Origin of the sequence: Nocardia lasii (assembly GCF_042658545.1) — a bacterium.
In the GTDB taxonomy this organism is placed as follows: Bacteria; Actinomycetota; Actinomycetes; order Mycobacteriales; family Mycobacteriaceae; genus Nocardia; species Nocardia lasii.
Genome location: NZ_JBHSQN010000013.1, coordinates 55,660 through 71,407, shown reverse-complemented (window position 1 = coordinate 71,407; position 15,748 = coordinate 55,660). Strand labels below are relative to the sequence as shown.

Here is a 15,748-nt window from a genome sequence, read left to right as displayed (position 1 = left end):
GGTGACCGAACTTGTCTCGATATTCCCCGGCGATCTGTGGACGTTGGTCGGCGGTCTGATGATCCAGATCCACGCCGCACACGCCAGCCTGCCGATCCACAGAGCAACCATCGATATCGACATGGTTCTGCATATCGAGACCGGTGCGACAACATTCGGGCAGGCCCGGCGCGCCCTGGAATCAGTGGGCTACGAGCTTCGTCTCCCGGCCAACCGGAACGCACCTGTACACCGATTCGAACGCGGTTCTCAGCACATCGATGTCATGATCGCCGATCATCTGGCCCCGCGCCATCGCCCAACCGTCGCTGGACGCGAAGTATTCCGTATCCCGGCCGGAACCTCGGCACTCCGCAAAACCGTGAACTGTGACATCGAAATGTCCGAGGGCAACACCATCACCGTGAGTGTGCCCAACGTTCTCGGCGCACTGATACTCAAAGGTGCTGCTTACCAGGAGGATTCATGCGATCGCGATCGTCATCTCGATGATGCGGCCTTGCTGGCCTGCGCGATCTCCGATCCACGCGCGTATGCCCGCGAGATGTCGGGCAACGATTCCAAGCGAGTCCAAATCCTCGCAGGTCAGTTACAAGATCCCTTGCACAGATCTTGGTTGGCCGTGCCTGCCGAATTTCGCCGGCGGGCCCGTGATGCCCTCATCTCGGCGGTCCGGATCCCGAACACACAGCCACCCGTGCGGCGGCTCGGCGAGAAGTGAATGCAGAGGTTGGGCAACGCGGCGCCCAGTACAACGTCCGCGCCACCGGGCATGTGGCGAAGCTGCGCCGCGAGCTGTCGGTCTAGTCGTCGAAACCGGCGATGAAGACCTCGTAACCATCGAGGAGACGGGCCAGGCCGAAGACGAAATCGGCCTGCTCCCAGTCGATGTCGTCATCGTCGAAGGCCGAGGCGGACAGGGCGGCCGTGACCGCGGGGAAGCGCTGCGGGTCGAGTACCCGGGTCATCACCGAGACGAAGTCGCCCTCGTCCTCCTGTAGGTCGCGTAGGAACCGCCGTTTGCCCACCACGAACATCGACACGTTCATCACCAGCTGGAACTTGACCGGGTCGGGCACGTCCACCTCGGCCAGGACCTGTAGCGCGGTTTCCAGCCACGCCATATTGTTCGGGCCCATCGGCGCGCGGCTCATCGGGATGTCCAGCCACCACAGGTGACGGCCGAGCCGCGCGAACTCGGCGGACGCCCACTGTTCGAGTCCGACCCGCCACGGCGTTCCGGGCGCGATCTCGGGCGGCGGCCCGACCACCCGATCCATCAGCAGGTCGATCAGCGTGTCCTTGCTGTCGACGTAGCGGTACAGCGACATCGCGGTGAACCCGAGTTGGCGCGCGACCCGGCTCATCGACAGCGCCGCGAACCCCTCCGCCTCGGCCACCTCGGTGGCGGCGTCGAGGATCTGGTCGAGGGTGAGGGCGCGTTTGGGCCCGCGCCCGCCGGGTTGCCCCAGGCCCCACATCAGCTCGACCGATTTCGGTAACGCCGTGTCGCCGGACGTCGTCATCTGCCTCCTCCGCTCACCTCGACTGTATCGCTGTCACCCCTTGCGCCCAAGAACTGTTTAACCTATAAACAGTGTATATCGCATAAACAGTTTCTCGATCGGAGCGAACCCATGCCACCCGAACGCGTACCCGCCCTCTCGATCCGCCACGTGCACAAGGCTTTCGGCCGACACGTGGTGCTCGACGACCTCGATCTCGACATCGCCGCGGGCACCATTTTCGCCCTGCTCGGCCCCAACGGCGCAGGCAAAACCACCCTGGTCCGCATCCTGGCCACGCTGATCCGCCCCGACAGCGGCGCGGTCGGCGTCTTCGACCACGACCTGCTCCGCGACGCCGACACCGTCCGCCGCCTGATCGGCGTGACCGGCCAGAACGCCGCCGTCGACGGCGTGCTCACCGGCGCCGAGAACCTGCGCCTGACCGGCCGACTGCTACACCTGGGCCGCGAGGAGACCCGCCGCCGCGGCGCCGAACTGCTCGAACGGTTCGACCTGGTCGAGGCGGCCGACAAGCCGGTCGACGCCTACTCCGGCGGCATGCGCCGTCGACTCGACCTGGCGATGAGCCTGATGGGCAAGCCGCGCATCGTCTTCCTCGACGAGCCGACCACCGGCCTGGACCCGCGCAGTCGCCGCGATCTGTGGTCGGCCATCCGCGAACTGGCCGCCGAGGGCACCACCATCTTCCTCACCACCCAGTACCTCGAGGAAGCCGATCAGCTCGCCGACCGGATCGCCGTGATCGACGACGGTCGCATCGTCGCCGACGGCACCCCCGCCGAACTCAAACGCCTGGTTCCGGGCGGGCACATCCAGTTCCGCTTCGCCGATCGCGACCTGCTCGACACCGCCGCCCGCGCGATCACCGGCCGCGCCGACCGCGAGCAGCTGACCCTGCAGGTTCCCTCCGACGGCAGCGCCGGGGAGATCAAACGCCTCCTCGACCGGTGCGCCGAGCTCGACATCGCGATCGAACAGCTCACCGTGCACACCCCCGATCTGGACGACGTCTTCTTCGCCCTCACCGAACGAACCGAGGTAGCGGCATGAATGCCACACGCACACTGCAGGATTCGGCCACCATGCTGGATCGCAATATCCGTCACACCCTGCGCAGCCCCGACACGATGATCATGACGATCGCCCTGCCGGTGATGATCCTGCTGATGTTCGTCTACGTGTTCGGCGGCGCCATGGAGGTGGGCGCGGGGGCCTACATCGACTACGTGGTGCCCGGAATCATCCTGCTGTGCGCGGGTTTCGGCGCCTCGACCACCGCGGTGGCGCTGTCCACGGATCTGGCCGAGGGCATCATCGACCGCTTCCGCACCATGGCCATCGCCCGTTCGGCGGTGCTCACCGGGCATGTCGCCGAGAGCGTGCTGCGCAATCTGATCACCTCGGCGATCGTGCTCGGGGTGGCGGTGCTGCTCGGTTTCCGTCCGACCACCGATCCGCTGCGCTGGCTCGGGGTGTTCGGGGTGCTGGCGATGTTCGTGTTCGCGCTGTCGTGGCTGTCGGCCGCGCTGGGCCTGCTCGCGCGAAACCCGGAGGCGGCCAACGGTTTCACGTTCGTGTTCATGTTCCTGCCGTATGTGAGTTCGGCGTTCGTGCCGACCTCGTCGATGCCGACCTGGCTGCACTGGTTCGCCGAGAACCAGCCGGTGACCCCGGTGATCGAGACCATGCGCGGCCTGCTGATGGGCACCCCGATCGGCGACAGCGGCGTCCTCGCGGTGCTGTGGTGCGCGGGCATCGCGCTGGCCGGGTACGCGGCGGCGGGCGTGCTGTTCCGGCGACGCACCAGCGTCTGACCAGCGCCGAAGGGGGCATCGCCGCCCCCTTCGGTGGATGTCAGTTGGCGCTGTCGACCGGCGGTGCTTCCGGCGCCGGATCCATGCCGAGCGGAACGCCGGTGCCCGGCAGTGTCGGCAACATCGCGGGCAGCTGCGGGAAGACCGGCGCGGCGGGTTCGAGGGGCAGCGGCTCCTCTTCCACCGGCGGCTGCTGCTCGTCGTAGAGCGGCGTCGGATAGGTGAGGGGGAATTCGGCCGGGTCGGCCAGCTGCGGATTGGGCGAGACGTGCGTGTACGGGGACGCGGTCGTCGGCGCGACCTCGACGCCGGTCTCCTCCACCTCCACCGGCGCGCTCTCGGCGACCTCGTGCGGCTGCGGCGGTGGCGGAACCTGCGGAACGACCGGGGCCGACGCGTCGCCGGGTTCGGACACCGCCGTGTTGTCGACCACGGGCGCGCTGTCGTTCATCATCGCGTAGGACCCACCGGCCACGAGCCCGCCCGCCAACACGCTCGCCGCCGCGGCCACCATCGCGGTCCGGCTGCGCGACCGCGTGCCGATCGGCACCGCGACCGGCACGGTGTCACCGAGCGCGACCAGCGCGGCCCCGGCGGCGGGCGCGAACGGCGCGAGCCGACACGGCAGCACCGGCACCCCGAATTCGGCGGCGGCGTCGCGCACCGCGGGCGCGTCCGAGGACGACCCGATGACCACGACCGCGTCGGGACTCACCGATGCCGCGTCGAACTGGTCCCACGCCGCCGCGACCCCGTTGCGCAGGGCTTCGGGGGTGGGCGCGCCGGTCTGCGCGGAGGCGGCGAGCACGCGGTGGCGACCGGCGTCGACCAGCGTCATCGCCTGGTAGCCGGGCACGGCCTCGTAGACGAGCAGGTTGTCGAATTCGTCGAGCCAGGTCATCGCCCCCGCGACGAACAGGTGCGCCGATTTCGCCGAAACCAGTGAGGCGCCGTGCCATTCGGTGGTCGCGAGCCGGGTGACGATCGCGCGCCGCTCGACCGCGTCGCGGTAACTCACCGCGACACCGGCGATCTCGTGCTCGTCGTCGAGTTCGGCCGCGATGGCGTCGAGCGCGGTGTGCACCGCCGCCGCGACCTCGGCCTTGCCGTCACCCCCGGCACGGACGGTGCGCCGCAGCAACATCCGGTCCGACACGGACGCGCCCGATTCCGTGAACGCCACCGCGTGCACGGCCCCCCGCTCGGTGCTGACGCCGAGGGTTACCACAGATCCTGCTGCCACAGTCTTGCCCTTCCCCTGTGCGAAACGATGCGGGACGGGACCGCGTGGGTCCGTCACTTCGCGGTAGGTCTGGTGCGACGCGAGCTCGATAGCCGCGAATGAGCATGCGAATAGAGGCGCACTTATCTGATGATTCGTCACGGGTCAGCGGGTGGATGGGTGGGAACCGGGCCGAGTTATTGACACGCTGTCGGTAGAGGCGTGTCGCGGATGTGCCGATACCGCTAGCCTGGATGGGTGGAAGTACACGCGCAGGCCCGGTCACCGCAGAGCCGTCCGGACCCTGCGCTGGAATTGCAGGACGATCCGCAGGAACTCATGCCGCGCAAGCGGCCCACCCAGGAGCGCAGCAAGCGCAAGTTCGACGCGCTGCTCGCCTCCTCCCGCGAGCTGCTCACCGAGGTCGGTTTCGAGTCGTTCACCTGCGAGGAAGTCGCCCAGCGCGCCGAGGTGCCGATCGGCACGCTGTATCAGTTCTTCGCCAACAAGTACGTGATCGTGTGCGAGCTCAATCGCCAGGATCTGGTCGCGGTGTCGCGCGAGCTGGCCGATTTCCACGGCGAGGTGCCCTCGCTGGACTGGTTGCGGCACATGAACCAGTTCGTCGACCACATGGCGAATCTGTGGACCACCGACCCGTCCCGGCGCGAGGTGTGGCTGGCCATGCAGTCCACCCCGTCGACGCGGGCCACGGGCGCGCTGCACGAGAAGGAATTCGCCGCGGTCGTCTCGCAGATGCTGCGCCCGCTCACTCCGCGCACGCCGCCGGCCCGGCGCACGATGATGGCCGAAGTGCTGGTGCACGTGGTGTATTCGATGCTGAACTTCTCGGTGCAGGAAGACCAGTCCAACACCGACGCCGTCGCCGAACTCAAGCGCCTGATGGTCGCGTACCTGCTAGTCGCCGAGAAGGAATCCCGGCAGTCCCGCCACCCCGCGGATTCTGCCGACGACTGAGAGCGCACTCCGTTGCACTCGGGCATGCGGTCAGGTACTCGCCAAGTCTTGGATGTCCCCGACGAGTTACCCATGTTCCTGCGAAATCAGTTGTCGCGTGGGTTGTTTCCCACACGTCCTTCGATCAAGTCGGCGAGTTCGCCCGGATCCTCCAGTACCACCATCGCCGCGGCGGTGTCCCCGTCGTGGGTCAGTGACAGGTGCACCCGCACGCGGGGCAGGAATTCCGCGGCCAGACCGTGCAGTTTGATGCTCGGTCTGCCCCAGGCGTCGTTGACGACCTCGATCAGCGGGTACGGGTTGTCGCCGATCTGGGGACTGCGCGCGAAGCGAGACGATGCCCAGGCTTTGAGCACCGCCTCCTTCGCGGCCCAGCGTGCGGCGAAGCTGCGGGCCGGGTCGGTCTGTTTGCTCTGGCAGTAGCGCCGTTCACCGGCGGTGAACGTCTCCCTGAGCATGGCCGACCCGGGCCGTTTCAGCTGTTCGGCGAACTCGGAGATGGTCACCAGGTCCAGGCCGATACCGAGAATCGTCACGAAGCGGCAGCCTACGACGCTTCGGTCGGCTGCGGGGCGATTTGCCCGGTGCCGCAACCCCATCCGCTCGCGCTGTAGACGCCGTCGCTGTCGAGGCGGGCCTGCGGCGAGAGCAGCATGTCGGCTTCGAGCTGGCGGATCTGCTTGGCCGGGGTGCCCTCGGCGCCGAGGCGACGATCGGCCGGCTTCTCGTACAGGGCGTTCCCGCCGCACATGGCCTCGGCGAACCGCTGCCGTCCGGCGAGCTGACGCGCCTGGGCCCGCTCTTGGTACTCCGCGCGCGCGGCCGGTTCGATCGCGGCCAGGAACGCCTGCGGATGCACCACCGCGAGCAGCCCGGACACGTGCCCGAAGCCGAGCGAGGTCACCAGACCCGCCTTGAGCGCGAACTTCTCGCCGAAGCGCAGCGGTTCGCGCGCCCACACCAGGTGCGGGTAGGCGGCCATCTTCTCGTCGACGCAGTCCAGGCTCCGATTCGGCGGCACCACACCGTTTTCCAGCACCTGGCACAGGCCGATGAGCTGGAAGGCCGCCGCGCCGCCCTTCGCGTGTCCGGTCAGGCTCTTCTGCGAGACCACGAACAGCGGCGCGCCCGCGCTGCGACCCAGCGCGCTCGCGAGCCGTTCGTGCAGTTCCGACTCGTTGGGGTCGTTGGCGGCGGTGGAGGTGTCGTGCTTGGAGATCACCGCGATGTCGTCGGGGCTCACCCCGAGCTTGCGCAGTTCGGCCGCCAGGCGCGAACCGCTGCCGCCACGTCCGGCGCCCAGCGCGCCGAGGCCCGGTGCGGGGATGGAGGTGTGCACGCCGTCGGCGAAGGACTGGGCGAAGGCGAGCACGCCGAGCACCGGCAGCCCCATCTCCACGGCCACATCACCACGGGCCAGCAGCACCGTGCCGCCACCCTGCGATTCGACGAACCCGCCGCGACGCCGGTCGTTGGCGCGGGAGAAGTAGCGATCGCTGATTCCCTTGGCGCGCATGGCCGCCGAGTCCGCGGTGGCCGACATGTCACCGAAGCCGACGATGCCCTCGATGCCCAGATCGTCGAACCCGCCGGCGACCACGACCTCGGCCTTGCCCAGGCGGATCTTGTCGACGGCTTCCTCCACCGACACCGCCGCCGTGGCACAGGCCGCGACCGGGTGCACCATGGCACCGTAACTGCCCACGTAGGACTGCACCACGTGCGCCAGGGCGACGTTGGGCAGGGCCTCCTGGAGGATGTCGTTGGGGCGCGGTTCGCCGAGCAGGTTGTCGACGTAGAGCGAGCGCATCGAGGACATGCCGCCCATGCCGGTGCCCTGGGTGTTGGCGACCAGGCTCGGGTGCACCCAGCTCATCAGCTCGTCCGGGCTGAAGCCCGCGCCGACGAACGCGTCCACCGTGCAGACGATGTTCCACAGCGCGACCCGGTCGATCGAGGCGGCCATGTCGGCGGAGATGCCCCAGATGGTGGGGTCCCAGCCGGTCGGGATCTGCCCGCCGACCACGCGCGAGAGCTTCGCCTTGCGCGGCACCCGGATCTCGGTGCCCGCCTTGCGGGTGACGGTCCAGTCCCCCGACCCCTCGGCCGGCCGGATCACTGTGTGCTCGGGATCGGCGGTGTGGAAGGCGCGCGCCTCGGCCTCGTTCGCGACCGTGAAGGTGAGGTCCTGGTCGAGGAACACCGAGGTGAGCAGCGGGGCGGCGTTGTCGAGCATGGCACCGTCGTCTTCGTAGCGGCGCACACCGCAGCGTTCGACGACGGTGTCGTGATAGCGCAGCGCCACCTCGGCTTCCGGCACGAAGTCGCCGGTTTCGGCGTCGTACCAGCCGGGCTTCGGCTCGTTCTCCCAGCGGATCAGACCGGTGGTCCAGGCCAGTTCGAGCACGCCAGCGGCCGAGAGCTTGTCCTCGACCTCCATCTCGAAGCGGGTGCGCGCCGAGCCGTAGGGCCCGAGCTCACCGGCGCCGACGATGACGACCATCTCGCTCAGATCGGCGGTGACCGGCGCCCAATCGGGCACGGGCAGTGCCGAACTCAGCGTCGGCGGGGCGGGCAGGGCCGAGATGGTCACGGCGGTGGCCGCTTCCTCGACCTTCTCCGCCGCGGCCTCCTGCGCCTGCTTGGCGAGCGCGGGCAGGTCGAGCTTGGCGCGAGCCAGCCCGCCGGTGAGGTCGATCTGCTGCGGCCCGGTGATGGTGACCTGACGGGCCCGCGAGGTGCACCACTTGAGCAGCTCGTCGGCCATCTCGGCGGTCGACCAGGTCTGCACGCCCGCCATTTCCACGGCCTCGACCATCGGGTCGTTGTGTCCCATCAGCCCGGTGCCGCGCACCCAGCCGATCAGCGCGTGCACCAGGGTGACCCGCGCGGCCCAGGACTTCTCGGCCTTCCACTTGGCGACCACCGCGTCGAGCGCGGCCTTGGACTCGCCGTAGGCGCCGTCGCCACCGAAGAGGCCACGGTTGGGCGAACCCGGCAGCACCACATGCAGTTTCGCGTCCACGTCGTGATCGGCGCCGAGAGCCGACAGCCCGCCGATGAGCCGTTCCACCGACCACAGCAGCACGCGCATTTCCATTTCGGCGCGCGCGCCCGCGTCGGCGAGGTCACCGGCGACGCGCGGTGCCGCGAACGGCAGCAGCAGCGTCGGGGTCATCGCGTCCTTGACCTTGATCTTGGCGCCGCCCGCGTTGTCGACCTGTTCGGTGCCGATCCAGTCGATCAGCGCGTCGAGGTCCTGGTAGGAGGCCATATTGGCCGGGACCACCCACAGCGCCGCGCCGTGGCGGGCGTTGTCGCGGTAGAGCGAGCGGTAGAAGCGCAGACGGTTGTCGTCCAGGCCGGAGGTGGTGACCACCACGGTCGCGCCACCGGCGAGGAGTTTGCCGGTGACCGCCGCGGCGATGGAACCCTTGCTGGCACCGGTGATCACGGCCAGATCGTCGGACCACAGCCCCGGCTCGGAGGTGTCCAGCGCGGCCTTCGCGATCTGCGCGTACACCCCGGCCAGCACCGAGCGCGCCTCGCGCATGGCCCGCTGACGCCACCAGTTCGCCTGCGCCGCAACGGCTTCCCCCGCACCGACATAGCCGGTGATGGGCAGTCCAGCGGTGGTGGCGTCGTCGCCGAGCCACATCGTCGCGAGGTCCTCGCGGGCGGTGGCCCACCGGTCGTCGATGAGCACGGCCTTGCACGCGTCGAAGGCGGGTGCGACCAACCGCGGCCAGTCCGAACCCAATTCGGCCGAGACCAGGTCGACGAGGGTGTCGGGGGCGGTTTCGGGGACGGTGACCTTGTCGCCGAGTCCGAGCTGTTCGAGGATCACCCGCGCCGTGGTGGCGAGCACGCCGTCGCGACCGGTGATCTGCTCGGTGAACTCGCCCAGCGCGGCCGCGTCGACGGTGCCGCCGGCGCCGCCACCCGCCGAGGGCAGGGAGACCGCGACACCGCGCCGAGCCGCGACCGCCTGCACGGCCGCGTCGATGGCGGCGTCGACCGAGGCCGCGTCGGCGAGCGCGCCGTCGGCCAGACCACCGAGGTCGCCGCCGCGCACGCTCGCGCCCTCGCGGGTGCCGAGCGAGACCTCGGCGGTGACGTGGCTGGCCCAGCCGTCGCCGAGTTCCCAGACCTTCTTGACCCGATCCGCGATGGCGGCGGGGCGCTTGCCGGAGGGGCCGAAGACCTTGCGCAGGTGGTCGCCGATGGCGTCGGTGAGCACGGTGCCGAAGGGCTTGTAGGTGCGGGCCAGGCGCTCGACGGTGGCCGCCAGCGCGCCCATGTCGGCGTCGGCGGCACCGTCGATGGCACCCAGCGACAGTTCGGCGCCGAGGTCGACGAGCAGCTGGTTGCGGCGCGAAGAGACGCCGTCGCAGAGGCCCTCGATGGTGTCGACGGGGCCGATCTGGTCCAGGCGCAGCTTGGTCCACAGCGCGATGAGCACGCGGGTGGCGTCGGCGGCGCTGAACGCGATGTCGTCGGGGCGCGGGCCGCCGGTGGCGACCGCCGGGGCGGCGACCGGGGCCTCCGCCGCGGCCTGGGGCGCTTCCGCCGGGGTCTCGTCGATGTCCTCGACCGGGGCCGGATCGGTGTCGGTGGAGTAGACGACCGCCGCGTCACGTTCGACGTTGACGACCTCCACACTCGCCCCACCGAACGCGGGCAGTTTCAGCGTCTGCGCGGCCAGGTTCGCCACCGTCGGTGTGGCGCCGAGGCCGACCTCCACGAACCGCTCCACCCCGATGCCACCGTGGGCGGCGTCGGTGAACAGCAGGTCCTGGGTCTCGATCCAGCGCACCGGGCTGGCGAACTGCCAGGCCAGCAGCTCGATGAGCACCACGCGGCACAGTTCGGCGTCACGCCGGGCCCAGCTGTCGAAGTCGGCCAGCACGGCCGCGAGCGGCTCCGAGGGCACGAGCTCGGCGATCTCGGTGAGGAACGCGCGGTCCAGCGAGAACGGGCGGGGCACCAGGTTCGGAATGTAGCGTCCGACAAGGACTTCCGGGTGCACCTCACCGGGCAGCAGCTGCTCGAGCTTGTGCCGGAACTCCGGCACCCCGTCGCGCAGCACCGAGGAGTGGAACGGCACGTCGATGCCGGGCACCAGGATGAACGCCCGCTTGCCACCGAATTCGGCACGGCGACGGTCGATCTCGGTCTCGAGCGCTTCGAGCCCGGCGACCGTGCCTGCGATGGCGTACTGCGAGCCGCGCAGGTTCAGGTTCACCACCTCGAGGAACTCGCCGGTCGCGGCGCCGATGCCGTTGACGAAGTCGATCACCTCGGCATCGGGCAGCCCGATCTGCGAGGGCCGGATGGCGGCCATCCGATAGTCGCTGCGGCCCTTGGCATCGCGCGGCACCAGCTCGTGCATGGCCGAACCGCGCTGGAACACCACCTCGAGCACGGCTTCCAGCGGCAGCACCCCGGCCACGGCGGCGAGGGCGTTGTACTCACCGACCGAGTGCCCGGCCAGCATCGCGCCTTCGACGAACGCGCCCGCTTCCCGCAGCTCGGCGACCTGGGCGACGCCGAGGGTGGCCATGGCGACCTGGGTGAACTGGGTCAGGTGCAGCACGCCGTCGGGGTGGCGGTGTTCGACACCGCGCGCCTTGAGGTAGGTGGGGTTGTCGCGCACCACCGCCAGGATCGAGAAACCGAGGGCGTCGCGGGTGTGCGCGTCGGCACGCTCCCACACCCGCTTGGCCGCCTTCGAGCGGGTCAGCGCGTCCAGGCCCATCCCCTTGCGCTGGATGCCCTGTCCCGGGAAGGCGTACACGGTCTTCGGGGCGGCGGTGCGCCCGGTCGCGGTCATGACCAGGTCACCGTCGACGCGGCAGGAGACCTCCACGATCTCGGCGCCGGCGTCCACCGCGATCCGCTCCACCCGCACGTCCACGGTCGCGCCGGGGCGCACCATGCCGAGGAACCGGGTGGTCCATGCCGTGAGAGTGCGTGCGGGAGTGGAACTTTCGGGATCCACCGCGACCACTGCGTGCTGGGCGGCGGCCGAGAGCCACATGCCGTGCACGATCGGGCTGCCCAGACCGGCCAGCTTGGCGGCGGCCTCGGAGGTGTGGATCGGGTTGTGGTCGCCGGAGACCGCGGCGAAGGCGTGCATGGCGCGCGGGGCGGCCATGCTCACATCGCGACGACGGCGACGGGGGGTGTCGATGGCCGCGTCGGAGACCGACCCGGCCGCGCGCGGCGGATCGGTGAGTTCGCCCGCGCCGTTGCGGCCACGGATGGCGAAGCGTTCCACCAGGCGTGCCAGCGGGGTCGCGTCGAGTCCCTGATCGAGGATCAGCCCGACCTGCACCTCGACCTCGACCACCCGACCCATATCGGTGTCGACCACCGCGCCGCCTTCGGCACGGACCACGAGAATGGCGGTCTCCGAAGGCAATTCGTCGAGCAGTTCGATCTGATGATCCAGATGGACCAGGTCCAGCATGCCCTCGATCACCGAGCCACCGACCGGCGTGCGCGCCGCGCCGAGCACCGCGAACACCGCGGGCCAGCAGGCGCCGACCAGCACGTCGGGCGCGGTGCGTCCGAGGGTGCTCAGCGTCGCGGGCAGACCCGAACCGGTGACACCGGCGTGGTCGGCGACCAGCTCCGGCATCCACGCCAGATTCAGGTGCGCCACCCGGTTCCGCACCTCGGGCAGCGACTTGCCCGCCGCCACCCCGAGCAGCGCCGACATCGCGTTGTCGGCGTCGGTATCGGTGATCACCGGCGCGCCACCGGAGTACACGCTCGTGGGCACGGTGATCCTGATCCGCACCACATCACCGTCGACGGCGCCCGGTCGCAGCGGCACCGCGAGTTCCACATAGCTGAATTCGGCTTCCATTCCGCCGGTTTCGATCAGCGTGGCGCCGGTGCTCGGGTGGAACGCGCGACCCTGTTCGACGGTCCATTCCGAGACCTCGCCGAGGCGGTGCACCGGGTTGACGGTGGTGCGACCGGCCCACTGCACGTCGGGGGCGGCGAGCACGGTGTCGATCGGTCCCGCCACGACACCCGCGGTGCGTCGCGCGTCGACCGGCTCGGGCACGACGCCCGCCCGGACCAGGCTGTAGGCGGTGTCCTGTTCGAAGCGGTCGAGCAGTTCGCCGACCGGCTCGTTCACGCGGGTGATGCCGGCGACCGCGACGGTGCCGGGGATCACGCACACCTGATCGGCCGAGTAGCGCGGATCGTGGGCCTGCCACAGCGAGTCCGACCGCCACCAGCGGCGCACGTCGGCATCGACCACCGGCACGAAGTTCACCGGCTTGCCCGGCGTCTTGCACAGCGAGACGAAGAACGGCACGTCGGCCGGGTGCAGCACGGTCTCGGCGACGCTCGGGTACTGCTTCTTGAGCGCGCACAGTGCCTGCACCGGATGTTCGAAGGCGTCGTCGTCGGCGAACAGGGTTTCGATCTCGCCGCTGTCGGCCGGGTTGAGTCGGGATTCGGTGCGCCGCATCATCTCCGCGAAACGGTCGCGCCAGCTGATGTCGAGCCAGTCCGAGCGGGTGGCGTCGCGGATCGCGTCGCCGATGTCGCTGCCGCAGTCGAACGAGATCGGTACCTCACTCGAAACGGCCAGGGACACATAGCGTTCCAGCCACTGCTGGTAGGTCATGGTGGCGACGTCGCCGAAGTAGGGCTTGGCGGTGGCGTCGAGCGCGGCGATGATCTCCGCGCGGCGGCTCGCCACGGCCTCGGCGTCCCCGGCGACCTCGTCGAGCAGGCGACCCGTGCGCGAGGCGGCATTGTCGATCTCGTGGATGTCGGCGCCCAATTGGCTGCGCCCGGAAGCCATTCCCCCGCTCGCGGTGCCCGCGCCGACCCAGTCGGGGGTGCCGGGGGTGTCGACGAGCAGCTGCTTGACCTCGGGGGCGGTGGTCGCCTCGAGCGTGGCCATGGCCGCGGTGCCGACGAGCACGCCGTCCAGCGGCATGCTCGGGTAGCCGTAGCCGGTGGACCAGGCGCCGGTGAGGTAGTCGGTGGCGCGTTCGGGGGTGCCGATGCCGCCGCCGACGCAGATCACCACGTTGGTGTGCCCGCGCAGTTGCGCGTAGGTGGCCAGCAGCAGGTCGTCGAGGTCTTCCCAGGAGTGGTGCCCGCCCGCTTTGCCGCCTTCGATGTGCATGATCACCGGGTAGTCCGGCACGGCGTCGGCGATGCGCAGCACGGCCTTGATCTGGGCGACGGTGCCCGGCTTGAACGCGACGTGGCTGATGCCCGCCTCGGTCAGCTCCCCGATCAGGGCCACGGCCTCGTCGAGTTCCGGGATGCCCGCGGTGACGATCACGCCGTCGATCGGCGCACCGGCCGCGCGTGCCTTCTGCACGAGCCGCTTGCCGCCGAGCTGCAACTTCCACAGGTACGGATCGAGGAACAGCGAGTTGAACTGCACCGCGCGACCCGGCTGCAACAGCTGCCGCAGCTCGGTCATCCGATCGGCGAAGATCTGCTCGGTCACCTGACCGCCACCGGCCAACTCGGCCCAGTGCCCCGCGTTGGCCGCGGCCGCGACGATTTTCGCGTCGACGGTGGTGGGCGTCATGCCCGCCAGCAGGATCGGCGAGCGACCGGTGAGCTTGGTGAACGCGGTCTCGACCACGATGCGACCGTTGGGCAGACGCACCGGCTTCGGCGCGAACGCCGACCACGGCGTCGACGGCTCCGGCGCGGCGCCCGGCGTGAGCAGGCTGCGCTGCCCCGCCCGCGTGGCGGCCGCGATCACCCCGACGCCGGTGCCCTTGAGCGAACCACCGGTGACCCGGGAGAGCAGGTCGCCGGGGCCGAGGTCGAGGATCCAGCGCGTGCCCGCGTCGACCACCGCGTCGACGGTGCCGACCCAGTCGATCGGGTCGACCAGCACCTGCTGGGTCAGGGCGGCGGCGAGCTCGGCGTCGAGCTCGCACTGCCGCGCCCACCCCGCCACCAGCTCGACGGTCTCGGCCAGCGCCGGGTGATGGAAGGCCACATCGACGGAGATGTCCTCGAACACCGGCGCGAACACCGCACCGCCGCGAATCTTGTGCTCGCGTTCGCGAGTCTGCTCGTCGTGCAGTTGCGCGCAGCGCGTGCGCACCCGATCGATCTGGGCCGGCGTGCCCGAGAGCACAACTCGCCTGCGCCCGTTGCGAATCGACACCACCGCGGCCTGCGCGGGCTCCACGCCCTCGGCCACCTCGGTCACGATCGCCCGCAGCTGCTCCGGGTCGACATTCGACACCGCCACCATCGGCGAGCGCTCCCCCACCGGCATCAGCCCACGCCGCCGCGCGACGAGCCCCGCCGCCGCGCCGACCAGCTGCGCGATGGCCAGCAGCTCCGCGTCACGTGACCCGCCCGCCTCGACCGCCGCGGCCGCGAACAACCCCTGCGAGTGTCCGATGATCGCCACCGGCGGGTTCTCCACCGGATCGAGCCCCTGCAACCGCAGCGCCCTGGTCGCGGCCACCTGCGCGAGCAGCACGCCCGGCATCGACACCGCCGCCGAGCGCAGCACCGAGTCCGCGGGCACCGACGAGGGCTCCTCCGGCTCGTCCAACTCGCCCTCGAGCACCCAGCCCATCGGGTCGAATCCGCCGGGCCGCACCACCAGCAGCTGCGTCGCGACCGGTTCCAGCAGCACCGCCGCCTCGTTGACCAGCGCCGTCAGCTCGGGCTCCAACGCGCTGTCGCGCGCGATCTCCTCGAGCTCGCGCAGCCACTGCGCACCCTGGCCACCGAACGCCAACGCGTATCCCGCCCCGCTGCGCAACTGCTCCAACAGCGCCGCGCGGGCACCCCTGCCCGCACCACGACCGTTGCTCTTCGCGGTCGCTTCCGTGCCGATTGCGGTGCTCTCGTTGATCGTCAAGACGCTCGACTTCCTACTCCTGGCATGACGCCATCGGGCCTGTTGAAAGCCACACTCGCACAAAATCATGAGGAAAGCCTCACGTTTCGCTCCCCCACGCCGCCTACCCGCCAGTATTTCGGCACGTCCGTACCAAAATATTCTGAAACATGACCCTGCCTCATGTTTGAACCCGCAGGTGAAGCCACCCCCTTGTCTCCCGAAACATGAGTGGCCCTCATCTTGAGGTTTACCGAATCGTTATAATCCCAGGTAGTGTTACCCACGAGTACGCCACGCCGCCCCAACGCTTCGCACAGCGCGTTTCGCCCGGTAGAGTTTG

8 protein-coding genes are annotated in these 15,748 nt (G+C 69.8%); 4 read left to right on the top strand and 4 right to left on the bottom strand.

Translation table 11 applies throughout. The features are described 5' to 3' along the window. Nucleotide 1 precedes the first annotated feature (1 nt). Nucleotides 2–721 carry a hypothetical protein gene (locus tag ACFP3H_RS18675; protein ID WP_378607776.1) on the top strand — a complete coding sequence of 240 codons (720 nt, stop codon included), beginning with the start codon at nucleotides 2–4 and terminating at the stop codon, nucleotides 719–721. Between the two features lie 82 nt (nucleotides 722–803). Here ACFP3H_RS18675 and ACFP3H_RS18670 read toward each other — a convergent pair whose 3' ends face one another. Then, nucleotides 804–1,526, bottom strand: coding sequence for a TetR/AcrR family transcriptional regulator (locus ACFP3H_RS18670; RefSeq protein WP_378607774.1), 723 nt, complete (start codon nucleotides 1,524–1,526; stop codon nucleotides 804–806). Between the two features lie 111 nt (nucleotides 1,527–1,637). Here ACFP3H_RS18670 and ACFP3H_RS18665 point away from each other — a divergent pair, with 111 nt between their 5' ends. Both ACFP3H_RS18665 and ACFP3H_RS18660 read left to right on the top strand, forming a co-directional pair. After that, on the top strand, nucleotides 1,638–2,579 hold the full coding sequence (locus ACFP3H_RS18665) for an ABC transporter ATP-binding protein (protein ID WP_378607772.1): 942 nt from the start codon (nucleotides 1,638–1,640) through the stop codon (nucleotides 2,577–2,579). Then, on the top strand, nucleotides 2,576–3,343 hold the full coding sequence (locus tag ACFP3H_RS18660) for an ABC transporter permease (RefSeq protein WP_378607770.1): 768 nt from the start codon (nucleotides 2,576–2,578) through the stop codon (nucleotides 3,341–3,343). Before ACFP3H_RS18665 ends, ACFP3H_RS18660 begins: the two co-directional genes overlap by 4 nt. A 40-nt stretch (nucleotides 3,344–3,383) precedes the next feature. Here the strand turns inward: ACFP3H_RS18660 and ACFP3H_RS18655 are convergent, their stop codons facing one another. Next, nucleotides 3,384–4,586, bottom strand: a complete 1,203-nt coding sequence (locus ACFP3H_RS18655; RefSeq protein ID WP_378607768.1) for a hypothetical protein — start codon at nucleotides 4,584–4,586, stop codon at nucleotides 3,384–3,386. Between the two features lie 318 nt (nucleotides 4,587–4,904). Between ACFP3H_RS18655 and ACFP3H_RS18650 the strand changes: the two genes are divergently transcribed. Continuing rightward, nucleotides 4,905–5,543 (top strand): TetR/AcrR family transcriptional regulator, encoded by a 639-nt coding sequence (locus ACFP3H_RS18650; protein WP_378608407.1) that lies wholly within the window; start codon nucleotides 4,905–4,907, stop codon nucleotides 5,541–5,543. 86 nt (nucleotides 5,544–5,629) lie between these two features. On the opposite strand, the gene acpS is transcribed toward ACFP3H_RS18650, so the two are convergent. Further along, complete coding sequence (gene acpS, locus ACFP3H_RS18645; RefSeq protein ID WP_378607766.1) at nucleotides 5,630–6,079, bottom strand: holo-ACP synthase AcpS; 450 nt, start codon at nucleotides 6,077–6,079, stop codon at nucleotides 5,630–5,632. A gap of 11 nt (nucleotides 6,080–6,090) precedes the next feature. Further along, nucleotides 6,091–15,426: a fatty acid synthase subunit beta domain-containing protein gene (locus tag ACFP3H_RS18640; protein WP_378607764.1), complete on the bottom strand. Its 9,336-nt coding sequence runs from the start codon at nucleotides 15,424–15,426 to the stop codon at nucleotides 6,091–6,093. Nucleotides 15,427–15,748: the final 322 nt, after the last annotated feature.